Source organism: Mesorhizobium sp. M0139 (assembly GCF_040322455.1).
Taxonomy (GTDB): Bacteria; Pseudomonadota; Alphaproteobacteria; order Rhizobiales; family Rhizobiaceae; genus Mesorhizobium.
This window is the reverse complement of the sequence record NZ_JAMYTN010000027.1, coordinates 18316-38906: the sequence shown is the minus strand read 5'-3', so window position 1 is coordinate 38906 and position 20591 is coordinate 18316. Positions and strand designations below refer to the sequence as shown.

General features: G+C 61.5%; 19 protein-coding genes. 7 read left to right on the top strand and 12 right to left on the bottom strand.

Annotation, left to right across the window (positions count from 1 at the left end; genetic code table 11):
• Nucleotide 1 precedes the first annotated feature (1 nt).
• Nucleotides 2–1063: a glycosyltransferase family 4 protein gene (locus NKJ58_RS29540; RefSeq protein WP_352520013.1), complete on the bottom strand. Its 1062-nt coding sequence runs from the start codon at nt 1061–1063 to the stop codon at nt 2–4.
• Between NKJ58_RS29540 and NKJ58_RS31565 the strand changes: the two genes are divergently transcribed.
• Together NKJ58_RS31565 and NKJ58_RS29530 are read left to right on the top strand one after the other, a co-directional pair.
• Entirely contained in the window at nt 1049–1558 is a 510-nt protein-coding gene (locus NKJ58_RS31565; protein WP_502900872.1) for a DUF982 domain-containing protein, read from the top strand. The genes NKJ58_RS29540 and NKJ58_RS31565 overlap by 15 nt on opposite strands.
• A gap of 185 nt (nt 1559–1743) precedes the next feature.
• A complete protein-coding gene (locus tag NKJ58_RS29530) occupies nt 1744–1902 on the top strand; it encodes a hypothetical protein (protein ID WP_023672685.1) in 159 nt (52 codons plus the stop codon).
• A gap of 602 nt (nt 1903–2504) precedes the next feature.
• Here the strand turns inward: NKJ58_RS29530 and NKJ58_RS29525 are convergent.
• The 5 genes from NKJ58_RS29525 to NKJ58_RS29505 all read right to left on the bottom strand — a co-directional run bounded on the left by NKJ58_RS29525 (nt 2505) and on the right by NKJ58_RS29505 (nt 7533).
• Nucleotides 2505–2705, bottom strand: coding sequence for a hypothetical protein (locus tag NKJ58_RS29525; protein WP_081725396.1), 201 nt, complete (start codon nt 2703–2705; stop codon nt 2505–2507).
• Between the two features lie 2 nt (nt 2706–2707).
• Nucleotides 2708–2893: a hypothetical protein gene (locus NKJ58_RS29520; RefSeq protein WP_023688550.1), complete on the bottom strand. Its 186-nt coding sequence runs from the start codon at nt 2891–2893 to the stop codon at nt 2708–2710.
• Between the two features lie 654 nt (nt 2894–3547).
• Nucleotides 3548–5017 (bottom strand): protein adenylyltransferase SelO, encoded by a 1470-nt coding sequence (locus NKJ58_RS29515; RefSeq protein ID WP_352520014.1) that lies wholly within the window; start codon nt 5015–5017, stop codon nt 3548–3550.
• Between the two features lie 282 nt (nt 5018–5299).
• Entirely contained in the window at nt 5300–6676 is a 1377-nt protein-coding gene (locus NKJ58_RS29510) for an NAD(P)/FAD-dependent oxidoreductase (RefSeq protein WP_352520015.1), read from the bottom strand.
• Nucleotides 6677–6705: 29 nt separating this feature from the next.
• Entirely contained in the window at nt 6706–7533 is an 828-nt protein-coding gene (locus tag NKJ58_RS29505; RefSeq protein WP_352854558.1) for a DUF2243 domain-containing protein, read from the bottom strand.
• A 311-nt stretch (nt 7534–7844) separates the two neighbouring features.
• Between NKJ58_RS29505 and ctaD the strand changes: the two genes are divergently transcribed.
• On the top strand, nt 7845–9503 hold the full coding sequence (gene ctaD, locus NKJ58_RS29500; RefSeq protein WP_023693467.1) for a cytochrome c oxidase subunit I: 1659 nt from the start codon (nt 7845–7847) through the stop codon (nt 9501–9503).
• Between the two features lie 103 nt (nt 9504–9606).
• Here ctaD and sdhD read toward each other — a convergent pair whose 3' ends face one another.
• Nucleotides 9607–9996 (bottom strand): succinate dehydrogenase, hydrophobic membrane anchor protein, encoded by a 390-nt coding sequence (gene sdhD / locus NKJ58_RS29495; RefSeq protein WP_023688545.1) that lies wholly within the window; start codon nt 9994–9996, stop codon nt 9607–9609.
• A gap of 548 nt (nt 9997–10544) precedes the next feature.
• On the opposite strand from sdhD, the gene cphA reads away from it, so the two are divergent.
• Genes cphA through NKJ58_RS29480 form a run of 3 tightly spaced genes read left to right on the top strand, consistent with a single transcriptional unit; the run spans nt 10545 to nt 15150 of the window.
• Complete coding sequence (gene cphA, locus NKJ58_RS29490; RefSeq protein WP_352854555.1) at nt 10545–13430, top strand: cyanophycin synthetase; 2886 nt, start codon at nt 10545–10547, stop codon at nt 13428–13430.
• Nucleotides 13430–14329 carry an isoaspartyl peptidase/L-asparaginase family protein gene (locus NKJ58_RS29485; protein ID WP_023820255.1) on the top strand — a complete coding sequence of 300 codons (900 nt, stop codon included), beginning with the start codon at nt 13430–13432 and terminating at the stop codon, nt 14327–14329. The genes cphA and NKJ58_RS29485 overlap by 1 nt, the downstream gene beginning before the upstream one ends.
• The gene (locus NKJ58_RS29480) at nt 14326–15150 is read left to right on the top strand and encodes a cyanophycinase (RefSeq protein ID WP_023693470.1); all 825 of its coding nucleotides are present in this window, start codon (nt 14326–14328) and stop codon (nt 15148–15150) included. Before NKJ58_RS29485 ends, NKJ58_RS29480 begins: the two co-directional genes overlap by 4 nt.
• Before the next feature lie 197 nt (nt 15151–15347).
• Here NKJ58_RS29480 and NKJ58_RS29475 read toward each other — a convergent pair whose 3' ends face one another.
• Nucleotides 15348–15845 carry a hydrolase gene (locus tag NKJ58_RS29475; RefSeq protein ID WP_023702861.1) on the bottom strand — a complete coding sequence of 166 codons (498 nt, stop codon included), beginning with the start codon at nt 15843–15845 and terminating at the stop codon, nt 15348–15350.
• A gap of 39 nt (nt 15846–15884) precedes the next feature.
• Complete coding sequence (locus NKJ58_RS29470) at nt 15885–16055, bottom strand: hypothetical protein (protein ID WP_023672674.1); 171 nt, start codon at nt 16053–16055, stop codon at nt 15885–15887.
• Between the two features lie 913 nt (nt 16056–16968).
• On the opposite strand from NKJ58_RS29470, the gene NKJ58_RS29465 reads away from it, so the two are divergent.
• Nucleotides 16969–17793, top strand: a complete 825-nt coding sequence (locus NKJ58_RS29465; RefSeq protein WP_023707499.1) for an SIR2 family NAD-dependent protein deacylase — start codon at nt 16969–16971, stop codon at nt 17791–17793.
• A 128-nt stretch (nt 17794–17921) separates the two neighbouring features.
• Here NKJ58_RS29465 and NKJ58_RS29460 read toward each other — a convergent pair whose 3' ends face one another.
• The 3 genes from NKJ58_RS29460 to NKJ58_RS29450 form a co-directional block, all read right to left on the bottom strand.
• On the bottom strand, nt 17922–18989 hold the full coding sequence (locus tag NKJ58_RS29460; protein ID WP_023820253.1) for a M42 family metallopeptidase: 1068 nt from the start codon (nt 18987–18989) through the stop codon (nt 17922–17924).
• A 47-nt stretch (nt 18990–19036) separates the two neighbouring features.
• Nucleotides 19037–19465, bottom strand: coding sequence for a GFA family protein (locus tag NKJ58_RS29455; protein ID WP_050588073.1), 429 nt, complete (start codon nt 19463–19465; stop codon nt 19037–19039).
• 69 nt (nt 19466–19534) lie between these two features.
• Nucleotides 19535–20146, bottom strand: coding sequence for an ATP-dependent Clp protease proteolytic subunit (locus NKJ58_RS29450; RefSeq protein ID WP_023672669.1), 612 nt, complete (start codon nt 20144–20146; stop codon nt 19535–19537).
• Between the last annotated feature and the right edge of the window lie 445 nt (nt 20147–20591).

Sequence of the window (20591 nt, the reverse complement as noted above, 5' to 3'; positions counted from 1 at the left end):
TTCACGATGCTTTCGATTCAGCCGGGGCGCCGATGAGACGCGCATAGGCAGTGAGATAGTCGCGCGCCATCCTGTTGGCGGAGAACCGACTTTCGAAGACGGCGCGCACCTTTCGCCGGTCGAGCTGCAGCAAGGCCGGCACTGCGGCGACCGCGGCATCGAGAGAATCGACGACAAATCCGGTAACGCCATGGTCGATGACTTCCGGCAACGCACCGCAGTTCCAGCCGATGGTTGGCGTACCGCACGCCATCGCCTCGATCGCGGCAAGGCCGAACGGCTCGGGCCAGTCTATCGGAAACAGCAGACCAGCGGCATTGCCGAGGAATTCAGTCTTCTCACCCTCGGCGATCTCGCCGATATAGTCGATGCGGTCGCCATCGATCAATGGCTCGATCGTCTCATGGAAATAGGCGCGATCATCGTCGCCGATCTTTGCCCCCAGCTTGAGCTTCATGCCCGAGCGCAAGGCGATGTCGATGGCCCGGTCCGGCCGCTTGTCGCGCGAAAGCCGGCCGAGAAAGGCGAGGTATGGTTCGCCTGCCGCCGTCTCGAAGGTCGGCTGATAGAGACCCGTCGGCAGCCCGTGATGGATGGTGGCCAGCCAATTGGCATTCGCAAGCCCGGTCTTCTGGCTATGCGAGATCGAGATCAGCGGAAAGCGCGGAAAACGCTCATAGGCTGGCGCCAGATCGACATAATCGAGCCGGCCATGAGGCGTTGTCACCGTCTTGTCCGGCATGGTCTCGAAGAACGAGAAATGCAGGAAATGGCTGAGATGAAAATGAATGATATCAAAGTCGTGGGCTCGGTTCCTCACATCGGCAAGCATCGCAAGATGCGCCGCCGTGTCCGATTTCAGTGGACGCGGATCGAGGCGTAGCGCGCGTTCGCGACCTGGTATCAGTCTGGCCGACGTCCGGCTGTCGCCGCTGGCGAACAGCGTCACCTCATGGCCGAGTTCGACCAGCCCTTCGGTCAGATAGGAAACGATGCGCTCGGTGCCGCCATAGAGAAGGGGTGGCACCGATTCGTGCAAAGGGGCGACATGGGCTATGCGCATGGTTTGAACGTGTCCCTCAAGGCAATCACGAGAGCGAAATGCATCAGCCGGCCTAACGTTCCGGACAAAAGCGGGCGTCGGCAACCCAAGCCCACCAGCGCAGATTTTTTTTTTGCAATAAGCGGAACAAACGCGCCATCCGCGAATTTAGTAGGGTTGGTTCGCGCTGCGGCCGACCAGGGAGAGAACAAAATGGACCGCTTGCATTTCTTTACGCCCGTGCGCATTGCGCGCGGGCAGGGACACCCCGTCGAGGAAGTCGATAGCGTTGCCGAAGCGATGGTCTTTTTGCAGAAATGGCCATTGGGACGGCGTGGGCCTGTGTATCAGTGCGCCGTGAATTGCTGCTCCGCGGCCCTGTCGGGCAGAATGTCGGCCGAAGCAGCCAGGAAGGCGTTTACGGGCTTTGCCCGCATCACCCGGCTGCTCGATGATGACATGGCCCTGCCGATGGGCGGCGAAAGCATGGCGGAAGTCCACGCGCTGAGGCGCTAGGCGCCGGTCCAGCCATTTGGCTATTGAACACCCGGGCTTTGGCGGCGCGGGCATCATCTTTTCCGCACCGGAGTATTCCGGCGCGGCCCTTCACCTCATGGGCCACACTGTGCTTTCATGCGGCGTTTCGCATGACCGGTGGGTGACGACCATCCACAGGCGGCCCGAACGTGGAGGGGTAGACAATGCCGAGACTGATCCTGGGAACACTCGGCGCTATCGTCATCGCCCTCATCTGGGCGGTCTTTGCCAGTTTGATGGGCGCGCCATCGATCGTGATCACGGTCGGCGCGGTCGCCATTGGGGCCGGCGTCTACACCTACGTCGACCGACGCTCGACTTGACGCGTCCCCGGTCTGCCGCGCGCTCGACCAATTGCACGCCGGTGTTTGACGCGCGCGGCAGTCGCGGCGGGCATTCTTCAAAGATGAGCTTGCTGGCCGCATAGAGAGCCAAGGCGCAGACAGGGCGCCACACGTCGGACCGGGCTCCGCGAGAACTTGGGAGAGATCGTCAAAGATCTTTCAATCCGGCCAATGTAGATCGAAACGGCGAATCTGTGGATTTCCGGTGGAACATCGTCGCCTCGAAACACTTCGGGCGTTGCACTGCCCCATCAGTGCACGTTCCCTTGTTCTGTTGGAACTGGCCGGCTGCCGAAAGGTGGCCGGCTTTTTTGTATATTAGCGGAACCTGAAATTACGGGGCTTGTTCTGCATGCGGCAGCGAGCCCCTCGCTGCTGGTCGAGGGCCGTAACCCTTGGCCGGGCCCGCATCGCTCCGCCAGTGGTGCGGGCCCACGGCCTCCGGTTTTTCCGGGCGTCTCGACTCGCTGATCCTCATCCCCTGGTCCGGCTATGCATGTCACTCAAAAAAAGGCTCGGTTGTGAGACAATGACATGCACACGCGGCGCACTTTAGCACAATCATTCACAAAGCCGTGGGTTCAACTGTTGCTACCCTTCTTGGCTGGATTGTGCGAATGATGACTGTCCTTTTCACCGCCACCCCCTGAAACTCGGCTTTTGGATCGACGGTCTTCATCCGCCGGGGGTTTGTTGACCTGCAGGGGTTTTCTGGCGTTCTCGTGCGATGCGCCTGGCCCGCCCTGCCGGATCGTGTTCGGGTGTTTCTTCGATGTGGACATGATCACCGATCCTGCTGACGGCCCTGATGAGTGGTGTTGACCTTGGTGTTGGCTTGCTGCCCTTGGCGCTCCGGATCCGGCGCTCCGTGAGTGCCGTGCTGGGCATCATCGTGGCTAACCTGTCGCCCTTCTCCTCGACCCTTCTGGCTCTGGTTCTCAGGCGGCACGGGCGGCATTTTGCTCGACATCTGCATCTCCTTGGGTTGGTATCGTGACTCAAAACCGTGATCGTGGGGGGAAGTTCCGTCTGCTTCGTCAGCACCTGTGCTTTTCGGTGCCGACGGAATCTGACTCCCAACGCGGATTTCAAGGAACGGCAGCGGCCCGCCCGCGTCGCCCTGCCAGTGGTGCGGGCCTGCAATATAAATCCTAAGCCTGGGCTGCTCGCTGTTTATTGCGAGCTTGCGGCGACTTGCGTAGCGGGCCGCCGTGGCTTTCAGGGGAGCGTGTTGTATCCGGTCGATCTGGAGCGACCGAAATACAGTGCTTGACCACGTTGCTGACATGATCGGTGAAGAGCGCGGTGTCGCGCCTGGATCGCGGCAGCAGCCTCTGGTCCGATCTGCCTGCAGCTGATGGCAGCTAAAACGACGTCAAAAGACCTAAGCCTCTTTGATCGCCCTCGCTGCTCGCACGAGCGATGACCAGTCAGCTCCCATGGCTGCGACAAGGTCTCGAGCATCTTCGTCTGATATTCCGGTACGGTCTACGAGCTTCCGTGCCAGCAATTCGAATGCCAATTCTATGATCGTCATAGCTCAGCCCCTACGAGAGTGCCCGTGACGATAGCTTGCTAATGGGTCTTCCGCATTTGCACATGTTAAGCGACCATCACGAATGTCTCATGTACCGCAGAATGTCTGCAGGACGCGCTCATCCGGGCGTGGCGGCTCAGCAAAGCGTTCCATTCCCGGCTGCTCATCGAAGGGACGGCTGACGACCGCCAGAATCTCCTCGAACGGTCTGAAGTCGCCGCCCAACGCCGCCTGGATCATCGCCTCGATGCGATGATTGCGGGGGATGAATTTGGGATTGACCGATTGCATGGCAGAACGGCGCGTGGCCGTGTCGCCCTCGCTTGCGATGCGCTGGCGCCACCGCGCCGACCAGGCATCGAATGCACCTGGATCCTTAAACAACTGCCGCGCCGTGCCTTGGCCGTCCGCAGCGTCGAGGTCATCGCCCAGGCGCCGGAAGCCGAGCGTAAAATCCGCTTCGCCGCGAGCCAGCACATCCAGAAAGTCGGCAGCGAGCTGCAAGTCGCCTTCCGCTTCGGTCAGCAGTCCGAGTTTTCTGCGGAAGCCGCGCTGCAACACAGCCTCATAGGAGGCCTGGAACGACCTCAGCACCTCTTCCGCTTCAGACACTGCTTCATTCTCGTCCGTGCTCATGAGCGGCAGCAGGGTCTCGGCAAAGCGCGCAAGGTTCCATGTGGCGACACGAGGCTGGTTGGCATAGGCATAGCGACCGGCGCGGTCTATCGAACTGAACACCGCGCTGGGGTCGTAAGCGTCCATGAAGGCGCATGGGCCATAGTCGATCGTCTCGCCCGAGATCGACATGTTGTCGGTGTTCATGACGCCATGGATGAAGCCGACCAGCATCCAGCGCGCCACCAGGTCCGCCTGTGCGGCGACAACGGCCTCCAGCAAAGCCCGGTACGGCCGTGCTTCCCCCGCCAGCTGTGGGAAGTGACGCTGAATGGCATAGTCGGCCAGTATCTTGAGCGCCTCGGTGTCGTGGCGCGCGGCGAAATATTGGAACGTGCCGATCCTGATATGGCTTGCCGCCACCCGTGTCAGGACGGCGCCGGGCAGCCGGACCTCGCGATAGACCGGGTCGCCGGTGAGCACCGCCGCAAGGCTTCGCGTCGTCGGAATGCCGAGCGCCCCCATCGCTTCGCTGACGACATATTCGCGCAGGACAGGGCCGAGTGCGGCGCGGCCGTCGCCGTTGCGCGAGAACCGCGTGGGTCCCGATCCCTTCAGCTGGATGTCACGGCGAATGCCGTTGACGTCCACCACTTCGCCAAGCAGCAGAGCGCGCCCGTCGCCGAGTTGAGGCACGAAGTTTCCGAACTGGTGGCCCGCATAGGCCAGGGCGATTGCCTGCAAGCCTTCCGGAAATCTGTTGCCGGCAAGCATCGCCACTCCATCCGGGCTGGTAAGCTGGTCGGCATCGAGCCCGAGTTCCTCGGCGAGGGGCCGGTTGAACCGGATCAGCCGCGGTTCGGACACCGGCTTCGGATCTGTTTGCGCGAAGAAGCGCTCCGGCAGTTGCCCATAGCTGTTGCTCAGGGCGGGAAGCCCCATCTGAATGACCGGGGGTTGTTCAGCAGTCGCAGGTGACGTCATGACAAGCTGTCTCTGAAGAGGGGTTCAACAGCTCCCTTCTCGAGGAGCCTGTGTTCATTTGTGCATATAGGGACGCAACGTCGTTGGTGCCATCCGGATCCATCAGGCCGGCACGGGATACAAGCTGGGAACCACCCGCCTCGATTATCGAGGTTCGGGCTGCCGTGGGACGCCGGGCCGTGGCGGAATCCAGAGCTGACCCCCGCATCGCCACTATCTCCGAACTGAGCACCCGGCAATCTAGTCAGTGCGGGCGGGCAATGCCGGGGCAGGGTCTGCCTTGGGTGGCAGCGGCTCTCTCGGGGCCGCTCCCGGCGACGATGTTGAACCCGGTTCGACTCGTTCCTCGGCGATAAGCCGGGCGCCACGCTCATAGGTCAGGTAGCGCCAGAGCCACTGGATCGAGACCTGGACGCGGTGCTGAAAACCGACGAGCAGATAAACATGGATGAGCGCCCAGGCAGACCAGGCGATCCAGCCTTTCAGTTTCAGCCTGCCCGATTCGAACACGGCAGCGTGGCGGCCGACAATGGCCGTGTTGCCTCGATTGCTGAAGACAAAAGCGGGCAGCGTATCGCCAGCATCTATCCGGCGTGCCAGTGCCTTGCCGAGGTGCTCGCCCTGCTGCTTGGCGACCTGGGCAAGACCTGGCAATGGCTGGCCGTTCCCATCGAGGACCAGTGCGACGTCGCCAAGCGCGAAGACATCGGGATGGCCGACAACGTGCAGGTCGGATTCGACCTTCACCCGACCGCCGCGGTCGAGCCCGACACCGAGCTGGGCGACCAGCGGAGAAGCCGCCACCCCGGCGGCCCAGAGCGTCAAGGCCACCGGGATCACCTGGCCGCCGACGGTGATCTGATGCGCTTCGATCGCCTCGACCCGGTTGCCGAGCGCGACCTCGACGCCCAGGCTTTCAAGGCGCAGACGTGCATATCTGGAAAGCTCCGGGGCGAATCCGGCGAGCAGACGCTCGCCGGCTTCTACCAGTATGATCCTTGTCTTCTCGGGCCGGATGTTGCGGAAGTCGCGCGCCAGTGTGTGCCGGCTGAGTTCGGCGATCGAGCCCGCCAGTTCGACACCGGTCGGGCCGCCGCCGATAATGGCGATCGTCATCAGCCGGGATTGCTCGACTGGATCGGTGGTCCGTTCCGCGTGCTCGAACGATAGCAGCAGCCGTGACCGGATCGTGCGCGCGTCCTCGATGGTCTTCAAACCGGGACAAACCCGAGCCCAGCTCTCCTGGCCGAAATAGAATGGCTGCGAACCGGTGGCCAAGACCAGGATGTCGTAGGGGACCGTGGTCCCATCGGCCAGCACCAGTATCCTGGCCTCGGTGCCGATCTCGGTGACATCGCCGAAGAGGACCTGAACCGAGGGATAGCGGCCCAGGATCTTGCGGATGGGCTCGGCGATATCAGGCGCCGACAAGGCGGCGGTTGCAACCTGATAGAGCAAGGGCTGGAACAGGTGGTGATTGTGGCGGTCGATGATCGTCACCCCGATTTCCGCCTTGCCGAGCGCCTTGGCAACCTCCAGACCGGCAAAGCCTCCGCCGACCACGACGATCCGCGGTGTCAGGCTCCGGCCGTGGCTGCTCTCGGTGGCGAATTGCATGCTGATACTCCCCTATCCCTGTCCGGAGGTCATAGCCTGGCAGGAGTGCCTCGCTGTTGGCTGGAGCTACTGCTCACTCCGGCGGCATCGGTCCAGGCAAGGCATCCGGCAATGACAGGCGTCGTGCTGACCACAAGGGCGCCGCGCGCGTGAAGAGCTACCAACCCGCGCCATGAGACGCGGTCGACCGCCCAGATGGTGCCGCTGGCGTCGACCCATTTGAGATGGGCGTCGGCGACTTCAACGGCCCGCATCATCGCCGCCGGTTCCATCCCGGCCCGAAAGACGATGATGGAACTGGCGGCACCGTTGAAGAACGGGCCGGCGCCGGCTGCCAGTCCCGCAAGCAGGACGATGCTGGTAAGCGCTGCCGAAGCACCGCGTGCCGGTCCGCCGCGGTTGGGCAGCACCAGCACCAACACAAGCGGCACGATGCCGAAGATGACCAGCCACGCAATATCCCAGGCGAGCGGCAAGTCGCTGTTCATCTTGATCCGGTGCAGACCCAGCAGCCAGTGAAACACGACGGCATCGACGACATGCCAGACGCCGAACCCGGCGAAGGCGAGCCGCAGGATCTCCGTGGTGGTCCCGGGCCGCGCGCCGGCCGCCCTCGCGGCCACCAGCAGCACCGTGCCGGCGACGGCGAGCACATACATGCAAAGATGGAAGAGGCCGTCGGCCATGATCTGGAAGCGCAGGTCGGAACCCACCGGATCGGCGACGCCCGAGAGAAGATGATGCCATTGCAGGATCTGATGCAGGACGATGCCGTCGAAGAAACCGCCGAGCGCGAAGCCGAGCAGCAGCCAGCCGGCTCGCGTTCTCGGGTCGAGTGTCGCGGTGATCGCGTCCATGTCAGGACCACCGGCTCCAGGCCGGGGCGTTCAGTTGCCTGGGCACCGACATGTCCGGCGGCATGGGGTCATGGAGACCATGACGCGCCTCGAGCCAGAAGGCGGATATCAGCCCACCAACCACCGTAGTCAGAACCAGTGTCGCAGCAATTATCGCCAGCATGGACGTCGATCCTCAGCCGCGCAGGGTCGGCCGCGCGGAACCTAACCGCGGCTTCCGTGGAATGTTCCTACCGCCGGTTCGGTGGAGGGAACAATCAAGTTCCAGCACGGTTCGATGCTGGCGACGGACGGCTCAAGCGGAGAAGGTCATGAACGAATATACGGCGGCAGATCCGGACGGTCTCGACAGCCACCAGCCGACCGGCATCACCCGATGGCTGTTTTCGACCAACCACAAGGACATCGGCACACTCTATCTGGTCTTCGCTTTCATCGCGGGGGTGATCGGCATGCTCTTGTCGGTGAGCATGCGAATCGAGCTGCAGCAACCCGGGATCCAGTTTTTCCCCGGACTGGCGTCGATGATCTACGGTTACCAGGGCGACGCGGCGATCGACGCCGGCAAGCAGCTTTACAACGTCTTCACCACGGCCCACGCGCTGATCATGATCTTCTACACTGTGATGCCCGCCCTGATCGGCGGCTTCGCCAACTGGATGGTTCCGATCATGATCGGCGCCCCCGACATGGCCTTCCCGCGCATGAACAACATCTCGTTCTGGCTGCTGCCGCCGGCATTGATGTTGCTTTTATTGTCGATCTTCATGCCCAGCGTCCCCGGCGGCTATGGCCCTGGGACCGGCTGGTTCCTGTACCCGCCGCTGTCGACCTCCGGCCATCCCGGTCCCGCCGTGGATCTGGTCATCCTGTCTCTGCACATTGCGGGCGCCTCCTCGATCCTGGGAGCCATCAACTTCATCACCACCATCTTCAACATGCGCGCGCCGGGGATGACCCTGCACAAGATGCCCCTGTTTGTGTGGTCGATCCTCATCACCGCCTTCCTGCTGCTGCTGGCTCTGCCGGTGCTGGCCGGCGCCATCACCATGCTCCTGACCGATCGCAATTTCGGAACCACGTTCTTCGCGCCGGACGGCGGAGGCGACCCGCTGCTGTACCAGCATCTCTTCTGGTTCTTCGGCCACCCGGAAGTCTACATCATGATCCTGCCGGCGTTCGGCATCGTCAGCCAGGTGATCTCGACCTTCTCGCGAAAGCCGATCTTCGGGTATCTCGGGATGGTCTACGCAATCGTGGCGATCGGGGTGATCGGCTTCGTCGTCTGGGCCCACCATATGTACACCAGCGGGATAGGCCTCGACACGCAGCGCTACTTCACCTTCGCCACGATGGTGATCGCAGTGCCGACCGGGATAAAAGTGTTCTCCTGGATTGCAACCATGTGGGGCGGTTCGGTCAGCCTGCGGACGCCGATGCTCTGGGCCCTCGGCTTCATATTCCTGTTCACCGTGGGCGGGGTGACGGGCGTTCAACTCGCAAATGCCGGCCTCGACCGTGAATTGCACGACACATACTTCGTCGTCGCGCATTTCCACTACATACTTTCACTGGGAGCGATCTTCGGCATCTTCGCGGGCTGGTATTACTGGTTTCCGAAAATGACGGGATATCTCTACAATCCGCTTCTGGCTGGGGTCCATTTCTGGACGACCTTCGTCGGCGTGAACCTCGTCTTCTTCCCCCATCACTTCCTTGGATTGGCGGGCATGCCGCGTCGCTATGTCGACTATCCCGACGCATTCGCCGGCTGGAACATGGTGTCCTCGTATGGATCGTACCTGTCGGCCGCGAGTGTCGTGATTTTCCTCTTCGGCATCTTGGAAGCTTTCTACCGGCAAAGAGCCGCCGGCATGAACCCATGGGGGCCAGGAGCTACCACATTGGAGTGGGAGCTGACCTCTCCACCCCCTTTCCATCAATGGGACAGGCTGCCGCAAATCAGATGAGGCCGGGTTGTCGAACTCCTTTGCGCAAGCAAGCCCGGTTCGCCGCTGAGGCGAACTTCAGCCTGCCGGTGGCAGACGCTGGCTGCAGCTGAGAACCGGATCGCTATCTGAAGCTGATTAACAGCACAGCGAACAAGCTTGCGAGCGCGACTGCCCAGCAGAACAACCAATTGGCGATCAGAAGAAGCGATTTGAGCACGGTGGCATGGCAGTAATCTTCGATGATCGATTGCATTCCAAGCCGCATGTGAACGCAGCTTACGAGAATGAAGCCAATAAGGGCTGGCGCGACATAGATCGATCCTACGACGCTGAGGACGGCGTCTCGAGGCTCGCCGACCAGCATTATAACGATCGCGACGATGTAAATGACAAGGATCAACAGGGCAGCAGATGTCAGCCGCTCCAGCATGAACGTTTCGGTTCCGTGTTTCGCCGATCCAAGGCCCCGCACTCGAGCTAGCGGAGTTCTGATTGAGGGTCTGTCAGCCATGGCGTTTCCCCAAAACTACTTGGTTGCCTTGCGCGCAACTCAAGCTGTTGCTGTTTCGATGCCCGGGCCGTCGGTGCCGACGGATATTGGGCAAGCACGGTCTCCAGTCGAGCAAGGCGGGCTTTGTGGGCGTTCAGTTCGTATCCTGAACGCCATCCAATTTGCCTGGGTCTGCCATCTCTGCATAGCTCGCTTTCAAGCAGCGAGATACGAAGGCGGACCGCGTCGATCTCCTTGACAAGCGCGGCCTTCACCGATTTTCGACTCTGCATGGCTGTAGTTCCGGTGCAAGGATGGTTCCAAACCTGACGCGTCTGGAAATGTTCCCGGGTGCCGAAGGCGTGCTGAAGATTAATGCCTCAGTGCTGCACCCGCACAATGGGTCGCCATGAGCAAAGCCGGGCACTAGCTCAACGGCCGCGGTGTGCCCGGCGAATGATTGTGAAGAGGAGCGAATGCTTGGCCCGCCTCGTCCCGAGAGATAAGTAGCCCTCAGAACAGCGACCGCACGTGGCCGAGATGACCAGAGGGTGTTCTTGGGCCAACATATGTTAACGGCCACTTTTGTTTCTCTCTCCTGCAAAAATATTTGGGCTGAAAGGCCGGGAACTAACCGATCCTCCGGATGTTGCGGAGTTAGTCAGGAGAAACGGACTATGTCGGACAAAGAAATTCATCGGGGCGCCTCGCGTTTTCGCCCTATCCGCGTCGTGGACGCCCGTGTGTTTCGCGGGCCGCACCTCTATAGCATGACGCCAATGGTCCAGATTCGGATCGACCTCGGAGCACTTGAGGCGTTCCCGACAGACAAACTGCCTGGGTTTTCCGAACAAATCGTCCGACTGTTGCCCGGCCTTGCGGGCCATGGCTGTAGTTATGGCGCCGCCGGCGGCTTCGTCCGCCGCATGCAGGAAGGAACCTGGCTCGGCCACGTCGTCGAGCATGTCGCCCTGGAACTGCAGAGCATGCTCGGTCACCGGGTGACACGAGGAAAGACACGGTCGGTCAAAGGCAGTCCCGGCACTTATAACGTCATGTTCGCCTACAAGGATGAGCTTGTCGGGCTGCTCGCCGGACGCGTCGCGCTAGAACTGGTGGACAGCCTGCTGCCGGCCAATCTGCATGGTGTCGAGGGGCTCGGCGACATTGCGGAAACGCAGGGGCCATTCGAGTTCGCAGCCAGGCTGCAGCAGCTCAAGCGTCTGGCCGCGGAGCGTGCCTTGGGGCCTACGACTGCTTCCTTGGTGCGCGAGGCCGAGAGGCGAGGCATACCCGCGGCGCGGATCGACGACAGCAGCCTCGTGCTGTTTGGTCACGGAAAGCATCAGAAGCGCATCCGCGCCAGTTGCAGCGACCTCACTTCCGAGATTGCGACCGAGATCGCCTCGGACAAGGACCTGACCAAATTCCTGCTGCAACAGGCCGGGCTACCGGTGCCACGCGGGGAACTGGTGCGATCGGCGCAGGACGCGGTCGCGGCAGCCGCACGGCTGGGCTACCCCGTGGTCACCAAACCACTCGATGGCAATCATGGAAGCGGCGTCAACATCGGTCTGGCAACAGAAGACGACGTCCGCTGGGGTTTCGAACAGGCGCGAGAACACAGCCGCAGCGTTATCGTCGAGCAGCATTTCGTCGGCTCGGATCACAGGATCCTGGTAATCGGCGGAAAGGTGGTGGCGCTTGCCGAGAGGGTTCCGGCCCATGTGGTCGGCGATGGCCGGAGTTCTGTCGCCGAGCTCGTCGAGGAGACGAACCGCGACCCGCGGAGGGGAGAGGGCCATTCCTCGGTATTGACCCGCATCGAAATCGACGAATGCGTCGAGCATTTCCTGTCAAAATCGCAGCTCGCCCTGGCGAGCGTTCCAGCGCCGGGCCAAATGGTGCTCTTGCGGCCCACCGCCAATCTCTCCACCGGTGGGACCGCGATCGACCGGACGGAAGAAATCCATCCCGAAAACGCGCTGATCGCCAGGCGGGCGGCACAGATCGTCGGTCTCGACATTGCCGGGATCGACTTCGTCTGTCCCGACATCTCACGGCCGGTCAGCGAGACCGGCGGCGGCATCATAGAGGTGAATGCCGGTCCTGGCTTCCGCATGCATCTCGAACCCTCGTCGGGGCGCGCCCGCAACGTCGCACGGCCCGTGCTCGATCTTCTCTTCAAAGGCGGCAAGGACGGCCGGATTCCGATCTTCGCGATCACCGGGACCAACGGCAAGTCGACCACTGCCAGAATGCTGGCGCACATCCTGCAGGCGAATGGCGCAACCGTCGGGCTCACCTCGACCACCGGCGTGTACCTGAACGGCGAACGAATCATCACAGGCGATTGCTCAGGCCCGCAGAGCGCCAGGATCGTGCTGCGCGAGCCGGGTGTCGATGTCGCGGTGCTGGAATGTGCACGCGGCGGCATCCTGCGCGAAGGGCTTGCCTTCGATGCATGCGATGTTGGCGCGGTGCTGAACGTCCACGGCGATCATCTCGGGCTGAGGGGCATCGACACGATCGAGGACCTGGCGGACGTGAAATCGGTCGTGGTCGAGTCCGTCCGCCGCGGCGGATGGAGCATTCTTAATGCCGACGACGTCCATACGTCCGCAATGTCGCGCGATGCCGGCGGCAGGATCTGCTACTTCTCGCTGGCGAGCAGGAGCGAGTGGCCCGGTTTCTTGCGCAGCCACCTGGCGGAAGGCGGCCGCGCCGTGACGCGGGAGCCCAGCAGCGACGGCTGGGACATTTTCATCCACGAGGATGGGGAATCGATGTTCCTGATGAGCGTCGACGAAATTCCCGCGACCTTCGAGGGTTCGGCCGAATTCAACGTTGCTAACAGCCTGGCAGCCGTCGCCATGGCGCATTGCCACGACGTTCCGGCGGCAACGATCCGGGCGGCGCTGGCCGAGTTTGGCACCTCGTTCGAGCAATCTCCCGGTCGCCTCAACGTCTTCGACGGGCATGGTTTCCGCACGATCGTCGACTATGCGCACAATCCGGAGGGGCTGAAGGCGCTCGGAAAGCTCGTTTCCCACATGGGGTGCGGCTATCAGCGCACGATCGGCTTGGTCGCCATACCGGGCGACCGCCGCGATTGCGACATCCGCGAGATGGGCGCGATCGCTTCGCGGATATTCGATGTCATCGTCTTCAAGGAGGATGAGCAGGAGCTGCGCGGCCGAGCCCCCGGAGCGATCGCCGGCTTGCTGCGGGAAGGTGCCTTGAACGCCGGCTGCGCCCCAGGCCGCATACACGCCGTCTGTCCCGAGAAGGAGGCCGTCGACGTGTGTCTCCGGCTTGCTCGGGAGAACGACCTTGTCGTGCTCACCGTCGACGACGTTGAAGCCGTGTGGCGGCAGGTAACCGGCTTCGGAGGCGCGACGCCTTCGAGGGGAGGGCCCGATCAGACCCATATTCGCCATCTGAGGGCTGGCTGATGTGGTCGCTGATCCTGCACGGCGGCGCCAAGGAGATCGATCCGCAAGAGGAGGAGGCGCATCGCAACGGATGCATCGAGGCGCTCGAGGCAGGTCGGGCCGTCCTGGCCGGCGGCGGAACGGCGGTCGATGCCGTGGAAGCTGCCGGTCGCGTCCTCGAGGCGGACCCGACGTTCAATGCGGGATATGGAAGTGCCCTCAATTCGGACGGCGAGGTCGAGATGTGCGCTGGCCTGATGGAGGGCAGGGACTTCAATGTGGGTGCCGTCGCAGTGATCAAGGGCGTGCGCCATCCAATCAGTGTCGCCAAGGCCATGCTGCATGAGGAGCCGATCCTGCTGGCGTCGGAGGGGGCCCGGCGTTTCGCCGCCGACAAGCAGCTGGAGCTTTGCGATCCGGCGGATTTGATCACGCCGCAGCAGCGCGAGGCCTCCAGCAAGTCTGAGGCGAAGGATACGATCGGTGTGGTTGCCCTGGATCAATACGGGGACATCGCCGTGGGCACTTCGACCGGCGGACTGGACGGCAGTGCTCCGGGTCGTGTGGGGGATTCTCCGCAACCCGGTTGCGGCTACTATGCCGACAACCAATTGGGAGCCGTCGCCTTCTCGGGAGACGGTGAGCATATTGCGCGAAAGGCTCTCGCGGCCCGTGTCATGCAGGCACTCTCGGCGCGGCAGGCATTGTCCTCGGGGCAGGCTGAAGGCGGCCTGGAGCAGGTGCTGAATCCCGCGCTCAAGGAAGTCGAGGCGATCGGCGGCGAAGCCGGAGCCATCGTGCTTACCGCGACCGGCGTGTCTGGATGGGCGCATAACAGCAGGGAGTTCGCAGTCGCATTCATGACCAGCGAGGACAACCACCCACACGTTTTCCTGCGCAAGAAAGACGTGGACAAATGACCGACAAGAAGAAAAAACGATCCTCGAACGGTAAAGCCGGAACGCTCGTCATCATCGGCGGCCACGAGGACCATGATGGCGATCGTGTCATCTTGAAGGAGGTGGCGAGCCTGGTTCCGAACGGCCGCCTGGTGCTTGCCACCATCGCGTCTCATGAGCCGGATGGCTATCTCGAGAAGTATCAGAGGTCCTTCGGTGAGCTGGGCATCAAGGATGTCATCGAGCTCTACGTCAACGACCGCCTCGAGGCAGCTCATGAAAAGAAAATAAGTGCGCTCGCAGACGTGAGTGCGGTGTTCTTCTCCGGCGGCGACCAGCTCCGGATCACCAGCCAGATCGGCGACACGCCCATCGACGAGCGGGTGCACGAAATCTATGAAGCCGGAGGCGTCATTGCCGGCACCTCCGCGGGCGCGTCGGTCATGAGCGACACAATGATGGTGAAGGGGCCGAACGCAGCGTCCTTTCGGATCGGCCACATTCGCATGGCGCCGGGACTGGGCCTGCTGCCGAACGTCATTATCGACCAGCACTTTGCGGAACGTGGCCGCATTGGGCGGCTCATCGGGGCGGTGTCGCAGAACCCGCGCGTCCTCGGCATCGGCATCGATGAAGACACCGCGATCGTGGTGAAGGGCGAGATGTTCAAGGTCATCGGCAGCGGCGCTGTCTATCTGGTCGATGCAGCCGGCGTGACGCATTCCAACATCGCGGAAGGTGAGCCTGATGCCGCCCTTTCCATCCATGATCTTAGGGTTCACGTGCTGAGCTCAGGCGACGGGTTCGATCTCGCGCTGCGACGGCCGGTAGGGCTTCCGTAAGACTTCGCCACACTCAAGCTGATGGTGCGGCGCGGTCCGCGTACCGCGAAAACCGCATATATGAAGCAGTTCTCCTATTTGAAGTCGCCCAACCAGAATTGTCGCGTTGTTGCGGGCCCGGCAGGATTACAGACGGCCTCTCGTCGGCTCGAATCCCGCAAAGCTGAAGACCTTCGCTCACCCGGCGTTCTGCCGGGCTAGCCCCGGCGGCGACTGGCCTGAATGGCAGCAAAGGTTACCGGACGAAACCCCCATGCGTCGACGCCGACATCATGCTGGCGCGTCATCGGCTTCAGACGACCGTGCGAATGACCGTGCAGGTTTACCGATCTCTTGCCGATCTGGTTCCAGGTGCGAAAAGGATAGTGACACAGAACCAGCAAGCTGCCCTCGACAAGAAGCTCCATATAGTGGTGCACGCTCGCCCAGGCCGGGTCGCCAATGGTGGCAGCGCCATCATTGTTGCCAATTATCAGGTGCTTGGATCCGTTAAGAGACGACAGCAGTGAAGACACGGTCTCGGCTGGACCCTTGGCGAAATCGCCGAGGTGCCAGACCTCGTCGTTCGGGCCAACCGTTTCGTTCCAAAACGCAACCAGCGCCTGGTCATGCTCGACCAACGAGGCGAAGGGACGCCGGTCGAGGCGCAGAATGCGCGGATCGTTGAAATGCGTATCGGAGGTGAAGAAGATCATGCGCCGCGGCCGGCTGCGACGCGCGAATGGCGGTCGCCTCTAACTGCCGGAGCGCTCTTCGGCTTCATCATCGATCCCGATCGGGGCTTCCCTGAGCATCTTGAGTGCCTCTTCCTTCGTAAGGCCGCACTTGCGCGCGAAGTAGAGCGCCTCGATCGCCTTTTCGCGATCCGCCGTGGATTTTGCGTGCTGTTTGGGCTTTTTGCCCATTGTTCTCTGTCACCTTCCGAGGCCACCAAACCTTCACCGTGCCGCGTTGTTCCCGTGCATCGGCTGACCTGCCGGACTGCGCGAATGCCGATGTCGCCGACATCCCGCGAGCCCCGGACAGCGCGTATATCAGCCGGCTCGCGACAACGGCGGAGCGACTCCAACCCCGACAGCGGGAATTCAAACGAAAGCCCGCGCCGTGGGAGGGGCCGGCGCGGGCGATCGGGCTACCGATCTTGCAGCGCGGGGGTCGACCGCTGCATGGCTCGAACTGTGCAAGCGAGCATTTGTTCCGGGGCGCATGCAAAGCATCGGCGTTTCATTGCATCCTGGGGGACACAACCAGCATTTCGCTTCAGTCCGCCGCCGATGTGGGAGGATGAATACCGCCTTGCGCTAATTCGTCCGCCCTGGACACGAAACCAACCGCGCATTGAGCGCGTAGCTTCGGCGATTTAAAACACCTGCACTGGAATATTTCCGGGCGCATGGAACATCTCCGGTCGCTGATGTTTAGGCCGGAATGACGATGATCTCTGTTCTTACAATGATTTACTCTCTCGCCATCTTTATCGGCGCGAAGCGGCGCAACCTCTTGGTGAATGCGAAACTCGATCGAGTTTTGCGCAATATGGCTGGCGCAGAACTGAATCAACGTGGCCATTAAACCGCAACAGCGCCGGTTCCAGTTCACAGCCAGTGTCCTCGCGGCCGCTACTTCAGTTCGGGTGGCAAGCGGCTCGGCAGGACTGCAAAGACCGCCCCGTCTGGGCTGGCTGGTGCACGGTCGATCCGATTTAGTCGATGACGGCGGGGCACGCTGGCTCGAATTGGGGAGCCACGTCCACGATCCCCGCACCGGGGCACGCACCTTTAGGTACGGCCCACGCGAGTGGCTTCGGAGGACCTATCCATGAACGATGATGATCCTATAAATTCGCTCGCCAATGCAATTCGTCATCGCAGCGCAATTTTGTTTGTGGGGGCGGGGGTATCGATCAGCGTCGGACTTCCGTCTTGGGAGAAGCTCATCGAGCGAATGGCAAAGGAGCTCGGCGTCGACGATGAATTTTCCACGCGACGCGATCGTTTTCAGACCTTGGCCGAATACTATCGGATCAAGCATGGCAGCATCGGACCACTTCGCAGTTGGATGGACAGAAACTGGTCTGTCGCCAAGGAACGGATCGAGAAATCGGAATTGCACCGTCTCATCGTGACGCTCGATTTTCCCGTCATCTATACGACGAACTATGACCGGAACCTGGAACTCGCTTTTGAAATCCACGGTCGAGAGTACGTGAAAGTGGCCAACGCACGGCACGTTGCGCAGGCCCGTCGAGGCGTAACGCACATCGTGAAATTTCACGGCGACTTTGACGAGGACTCTTCCCTTGTCCTCACCGAAACCGACTATCTTGACCGCCTGTCCTTCAATTCTCCCCTTGATGTCCGCTTTCGTTCCGATGCTCTCGGCAGCACGATCCTGTTCATTGGCTATAGCCTCTCCGATCCAAACATTCGGCTGCTGTTGCACCGGCTTTGGCAGACCTGGCACCGGTCTGGATATGAGAAAGATCGTCCCCCTTCGTTCATCTTCATGCCCAGCCGCAACCCTGTGGAGGAGGCCGTGCTTGGGCGCTGGGGTATTTCGGTGCTCGTTGGCGCAGGTGATGATCCTGAAGCCGGTCTGACGGACTTCCTCAGGCGTTTGGTGGAAGCGGTGGCGGTGACCTGAGGCGCGCTCCCCAGTGGACTGCAGTCGGTTTTTCTCAGGTGCGCGGTGACCGACGCACCAGGCGGTAGCCGACAGGCGCCAGATCGGCGACTGTTGGAGCCACGACTTCCACAATCAATCCCGCCGCCTCATCTTGGCGTGAAGTCGATCTCCGGCGTCAATTGCCGGCAATATGCACAAACCAGGTCAATCGTCGTTTGCACATCATCCAGGCAAACAACTTCGGACGGGGTATGCATGTAACGCAAAGGCACGGACAGCACCCCACTTGCGACGCCGCCGCGGTTCTGCTGCATGACACGCGCGTCGGTAGGGCTTGAGCTGCCCACCGCCTGAAGCTGATAAGGTAGGCCCTCTTTCTCGGCCACCGACTTCAGCAGTTTGAACACCACCGGGTTGGTGTTCGCGCCTTGAGTGATTGCCGGCCCTTTCCCAAGGTCCAGTTTGCCCTGATCCTCGGCGCGAGCGCGCGGATAGTCCATTGCCACGCCCATATCGATTGCGAGGCCGGTTCGAGGCGCGATATTGAACGCCGAGGTCATCGCGCCTCGGGAACCGATTTCCTCTTGAACCGTACCCAGGATATAGAGCCCCACGCCGGGGTGAACGCCTCCCTCCTCAGAGAGGCAGCGCAGCACCTCGGCGCCGATGAGGAGGCCGACCTTGTTGTCGAACGCTCGTCCGACAGCAAGGTTGCCCTGGAGCGCTGCAAACTCGCCATGGATAGTGACCGCGCTGCCGACCTCTACGACCTTCAGCGCTTCCTCTCGCGAACTCGCGCCGATATCGATCCACAGTTCCATCAGCGAGGGAGTTTGAGACGTGTCAGAGGCTTTGAACGTCTGGATTGCCTTGCGACCCACGACGCCCAGGATCGGCTCCTTGCCGTGCACCCAGACACGCTGGCCGATTTCAGTGGCAACGTCCGTTCCACCTATGGTGCTGAAGAAAAGAAAGCCGTCATCGTCGATGTAATGGACGATGAAGCCGACCTCATCCATGTGCCCGGCATACATGAAGCGCATAGACGCCTCAGGATTGATGATCGCCGTGACATTGCCCATGACGTCCGTCGTCAACCTGTGGGCATACGGACGAACATACTCGCGGAAAAGCTCCGCTACGGGTTGCTCAAAGCCGCTCGGCGACGGGGTCGCCACAATATCCTTCAAGAACTTGAGTGATTCATCGCGCATCAAGCTGACTTTCACGGTTCAAGGGGTGGAGGGCCATTCGAGCATGGTCATACTCGTCGGGCTTCGCGCCAATTTTGGCCTTCTTCGGTGCGATCGCCCGCGAATTGGTCAGCCCAAGGCAGGTTGTGGAGCCAGGCTTCGCGCCGGGGGGTCCAAAGCTCGTATGTCGGGAGAAGGTCGTTTGGCGCATCGTCGAGAGTGCCGATCATGATCTCGGCTTCGTCGTCGCGGAGATTCACCACGCGCGACCCGCATGCCGGACAAAAACCTCTGCCGTTGAACGCCGCAAGCTCCCCCTTGCACTGGTAAGCCGACCGTGGCCACACGGCAAAGGCACTGTAGGTGCTGCCGCTGGTTCGCTTGCAATCCTGGCAATGACACAAGCCAACGCGCAACGGCGCGCCGGCAACAACATACCTCACAGACCCGCAAAGACAGCCGCCGGTCCGCTCTATCTTGTCAACCTCGTCGTTCATGGTCGCCGCCGACATGAGTGAGGGGAAACGTGTTGGACTCCGCTCTGCCGTTTCCATCGAGGCATCAAGTTAATGGGCAATGTCTTCAACAAGGCCTAGCTCCAAAGCTCTTGCTGCCATCAGGTAGCAGCTGTTCAGGGCATGGTCGCGCAGCTCTTCCAGCGATGTTCGAGAACCTTGGACGAGATCGGCGAACCCTTCATTCTCGAGTCGCTCTGCCGTTTCCAACAGCGCAAGTTGTTCGCGAACGATCTGAAGACAGCTTCGAATTGGTCCATTCAGAACCAAGTCTTTCTCAAGCCTTCTTTCATGAATCAGCAGGACTGCTTGCGGGCAAAGGAACCTGCAGGCTTTCGGGAAAGCGGCAAGGACCGTTACCCCGGCAGAGTAAACCGTATTCTTGCCAATGATGTAGCCGTTGCGGCCCGAGTGTTTCAGAAAAAGTTTGAACTCTAGAGCTAGACGTCGCGCGCCGTCGGCGTCGCCTCCGGGCGTGTCGATTTCAACGTAGAGATCGTCTTCCCCGGAACGCACGGCTTTCAAATCGTCCAAGGCTTTGGTGACGACAGTGTCATCAATCAAGCCGTGTATACGCAAGTTTGGATCGAACAAAAGCCGGTGAAGGTCTGGAGCGGGCGGCGGGGAGACGGTGTGTTCGGCTGACTGGGGCAACAGGTCCATATAGGCATCCTCATTATGGGGGCCGAACTTAGTTGGTACCCTTTTGTTCCCTTGAGGGAGTTCGAGCGGTGGTGATCACAGCCGCGTCTCTCGGCGGCTGTGGAGCTCCCTCTTTCATTGCAGATCCTTTTCGCACCAGGCCCGGTAGAGGCACCTCAGCCGCTAGGTTGGCTCCATGGGCATATCGGGCATTTGCCGGAGCTGACGCAGTCGCTTTGCTGATTTCTGCCACGTCCGGGACCAGTCCTGTGGATGGTTGAACTCGACGGCCTCAATGGTTCCCGGCTGCTGCCTTCCGGACCCCCGCGGTCGGGCTATTTTTCCTGGCCGTGCCATTTTTCCGGGGGGCTGAAACAAACAGCTTTGTTGGCAGTTCTAGCGTCCGGAGCACCGGCTCCGCGCGGCGCGGCCGAGCGGCCGGGGCTGTCCGGCAGGAGGTCCAGCA

What these genes read in the sequence shown, in the direction of transcription:
- NKJ58_RS31565 (WP_502900872.1), top strand. Translation starts at nt 1,049, where the DNA reads ATGGGCTATGCGCATGGTTTGAACGTGTCCCTCAAGGCAATCACGAGA.
- NKJ58_RS29540 (WP_352520013.1), bottom strand. Translation starts at nt 1,063, where the DNA reads ATGCGCATAGCCCATGTCGCCCCTTTGCACGAATCGGTGCCACCCCTT.
- NKJ58_RS29530 (WP_023672685.1), top strand. Translation starts at nt 1,744, where the DNA reads ATGCCGAGACTGATCCTGGGAACACTCGGCGCTATCGTCATCGCCCTC.
- NKJ58_RS29525 (WP_081725396.1), bottom strand. Translation starts at nt 2,705, where the DNA reads ATGTCCACATCGAAGAAACACCCGAACACGATCCGGCAGGGCGGGCCA.
- NKJ58_RS29520 (WP_023688550.1), bottom strand. Translation starts at nt 2,893, where the DNA reads ATGTCGAGCAAAATGCCGCCCGTGCCGCCTGAGAACCAGAGCCAGAAG.
- NKJ58_RS29515 (WP_352520014.1), bottom strand. Translation starts at nt 5,017, where the DNA reads ATGGGGCTTCCCGCCCTGAGCAACAGCTATGGGCAACTGCCGGAGCGC.
- NKJ58_RS29510 (WP_352520015.1), bottom strand. Translation starts at nt 6,676, where the DNA reads ATGCAATTCGCCACCGAGAGCAGCCACGGCCGGAGCCTGACACCGCGG.
- NKJ58_RS29505 (WP_352854558.1), bottom strand. Translation starts at nt 7,533, where the DNA reads ATGGACGCGATCACCGCGACACTCGACCCGAGAACGCGAGCCGGCTGG.
- ctaD (WP_023693467.1), top strand. Translation starts at nt 7,845, where the DNA reads ATGAACGAATATACGGCGGCAGATCCGGACGGTCTCGACAGCCACCAG.
- sdhD (WP_023688545.1), bottom strand. Translation starts at nt 9,996, where the DNA reads ATGGCTGACAGACCCTCAATCAGAACTCCGCTAGCTCGAGTGCGGGGC.
- cphA (WP_352854555.1), top strand. Translation starts at nt 10,545, where the DNA reads ATGTTAACGGCCACTTTTGTTTCTCTCTCCTGCAAAAATATTTGGGCT.
- NKJ58_RS29485 (WP_023820255.1), top strand. Translation starts at nt 13,430, where the DNA reads ATGTGGTCGCTGATCCTGCACGGCGGCGCCAAGGAGATCGATCCGCAA.
- NKJ58_RS29480 (WP_023693470.1), top strand. Translation starts at nt 14,326, where the DNA reads ATGACCGACAAGAAGAAAAAACGATCCTCGAACGGTAAAGCCGGAACG.
- NKJ58_RS29475 (WP_023702861.1), bottom strand. Translation starts at nt 15,845, where the DNA reads ATGATCTTCTTCACCTCCGATACGCATTTCAACGATCCGCGCATTCTG.
- NKJ58_RS29470 (WP_023672674.1), bottom strand. Translation starts at nt 16,055, where the DNA reads ATGGGCAAAAAGCCCAAACAGCACGCAAAATCCACGGCGGATCGCGAA.
- NKJ58_RS29465 (WP_023707499.1), top strand. Translation starts at nt 16,969, where the DNA reads ATGAACGATGATGATCCTATAAATTCGCTCGCCAATGCAATTCGTCAT.
- NKJ58_RS29460 (WP_023820253.1), bottom strand. Translation starts at nt 18,989, where the DNA reads ATGCGCGATGAATCACTCAAGTTCTTGAAGGATATTGTGGCGACCCCG.
- NKJ58_RS29455 (WP_050588073.1), bottom strand. Translation starts at nt 19,465, where the DNA reads ATGAACGACGAGGTTGACAAGATAGAGCGGACCGGCGGCTGTCTTTGC.
- NKJ58_RS29450 (WP_023672669.1), bottom strand. Translation starts at nt 20,146, where the DNA reads ATGGACCTGTTGCCCCAGTCAGCCGAACACACCGTCTCCCCGCCGCCC.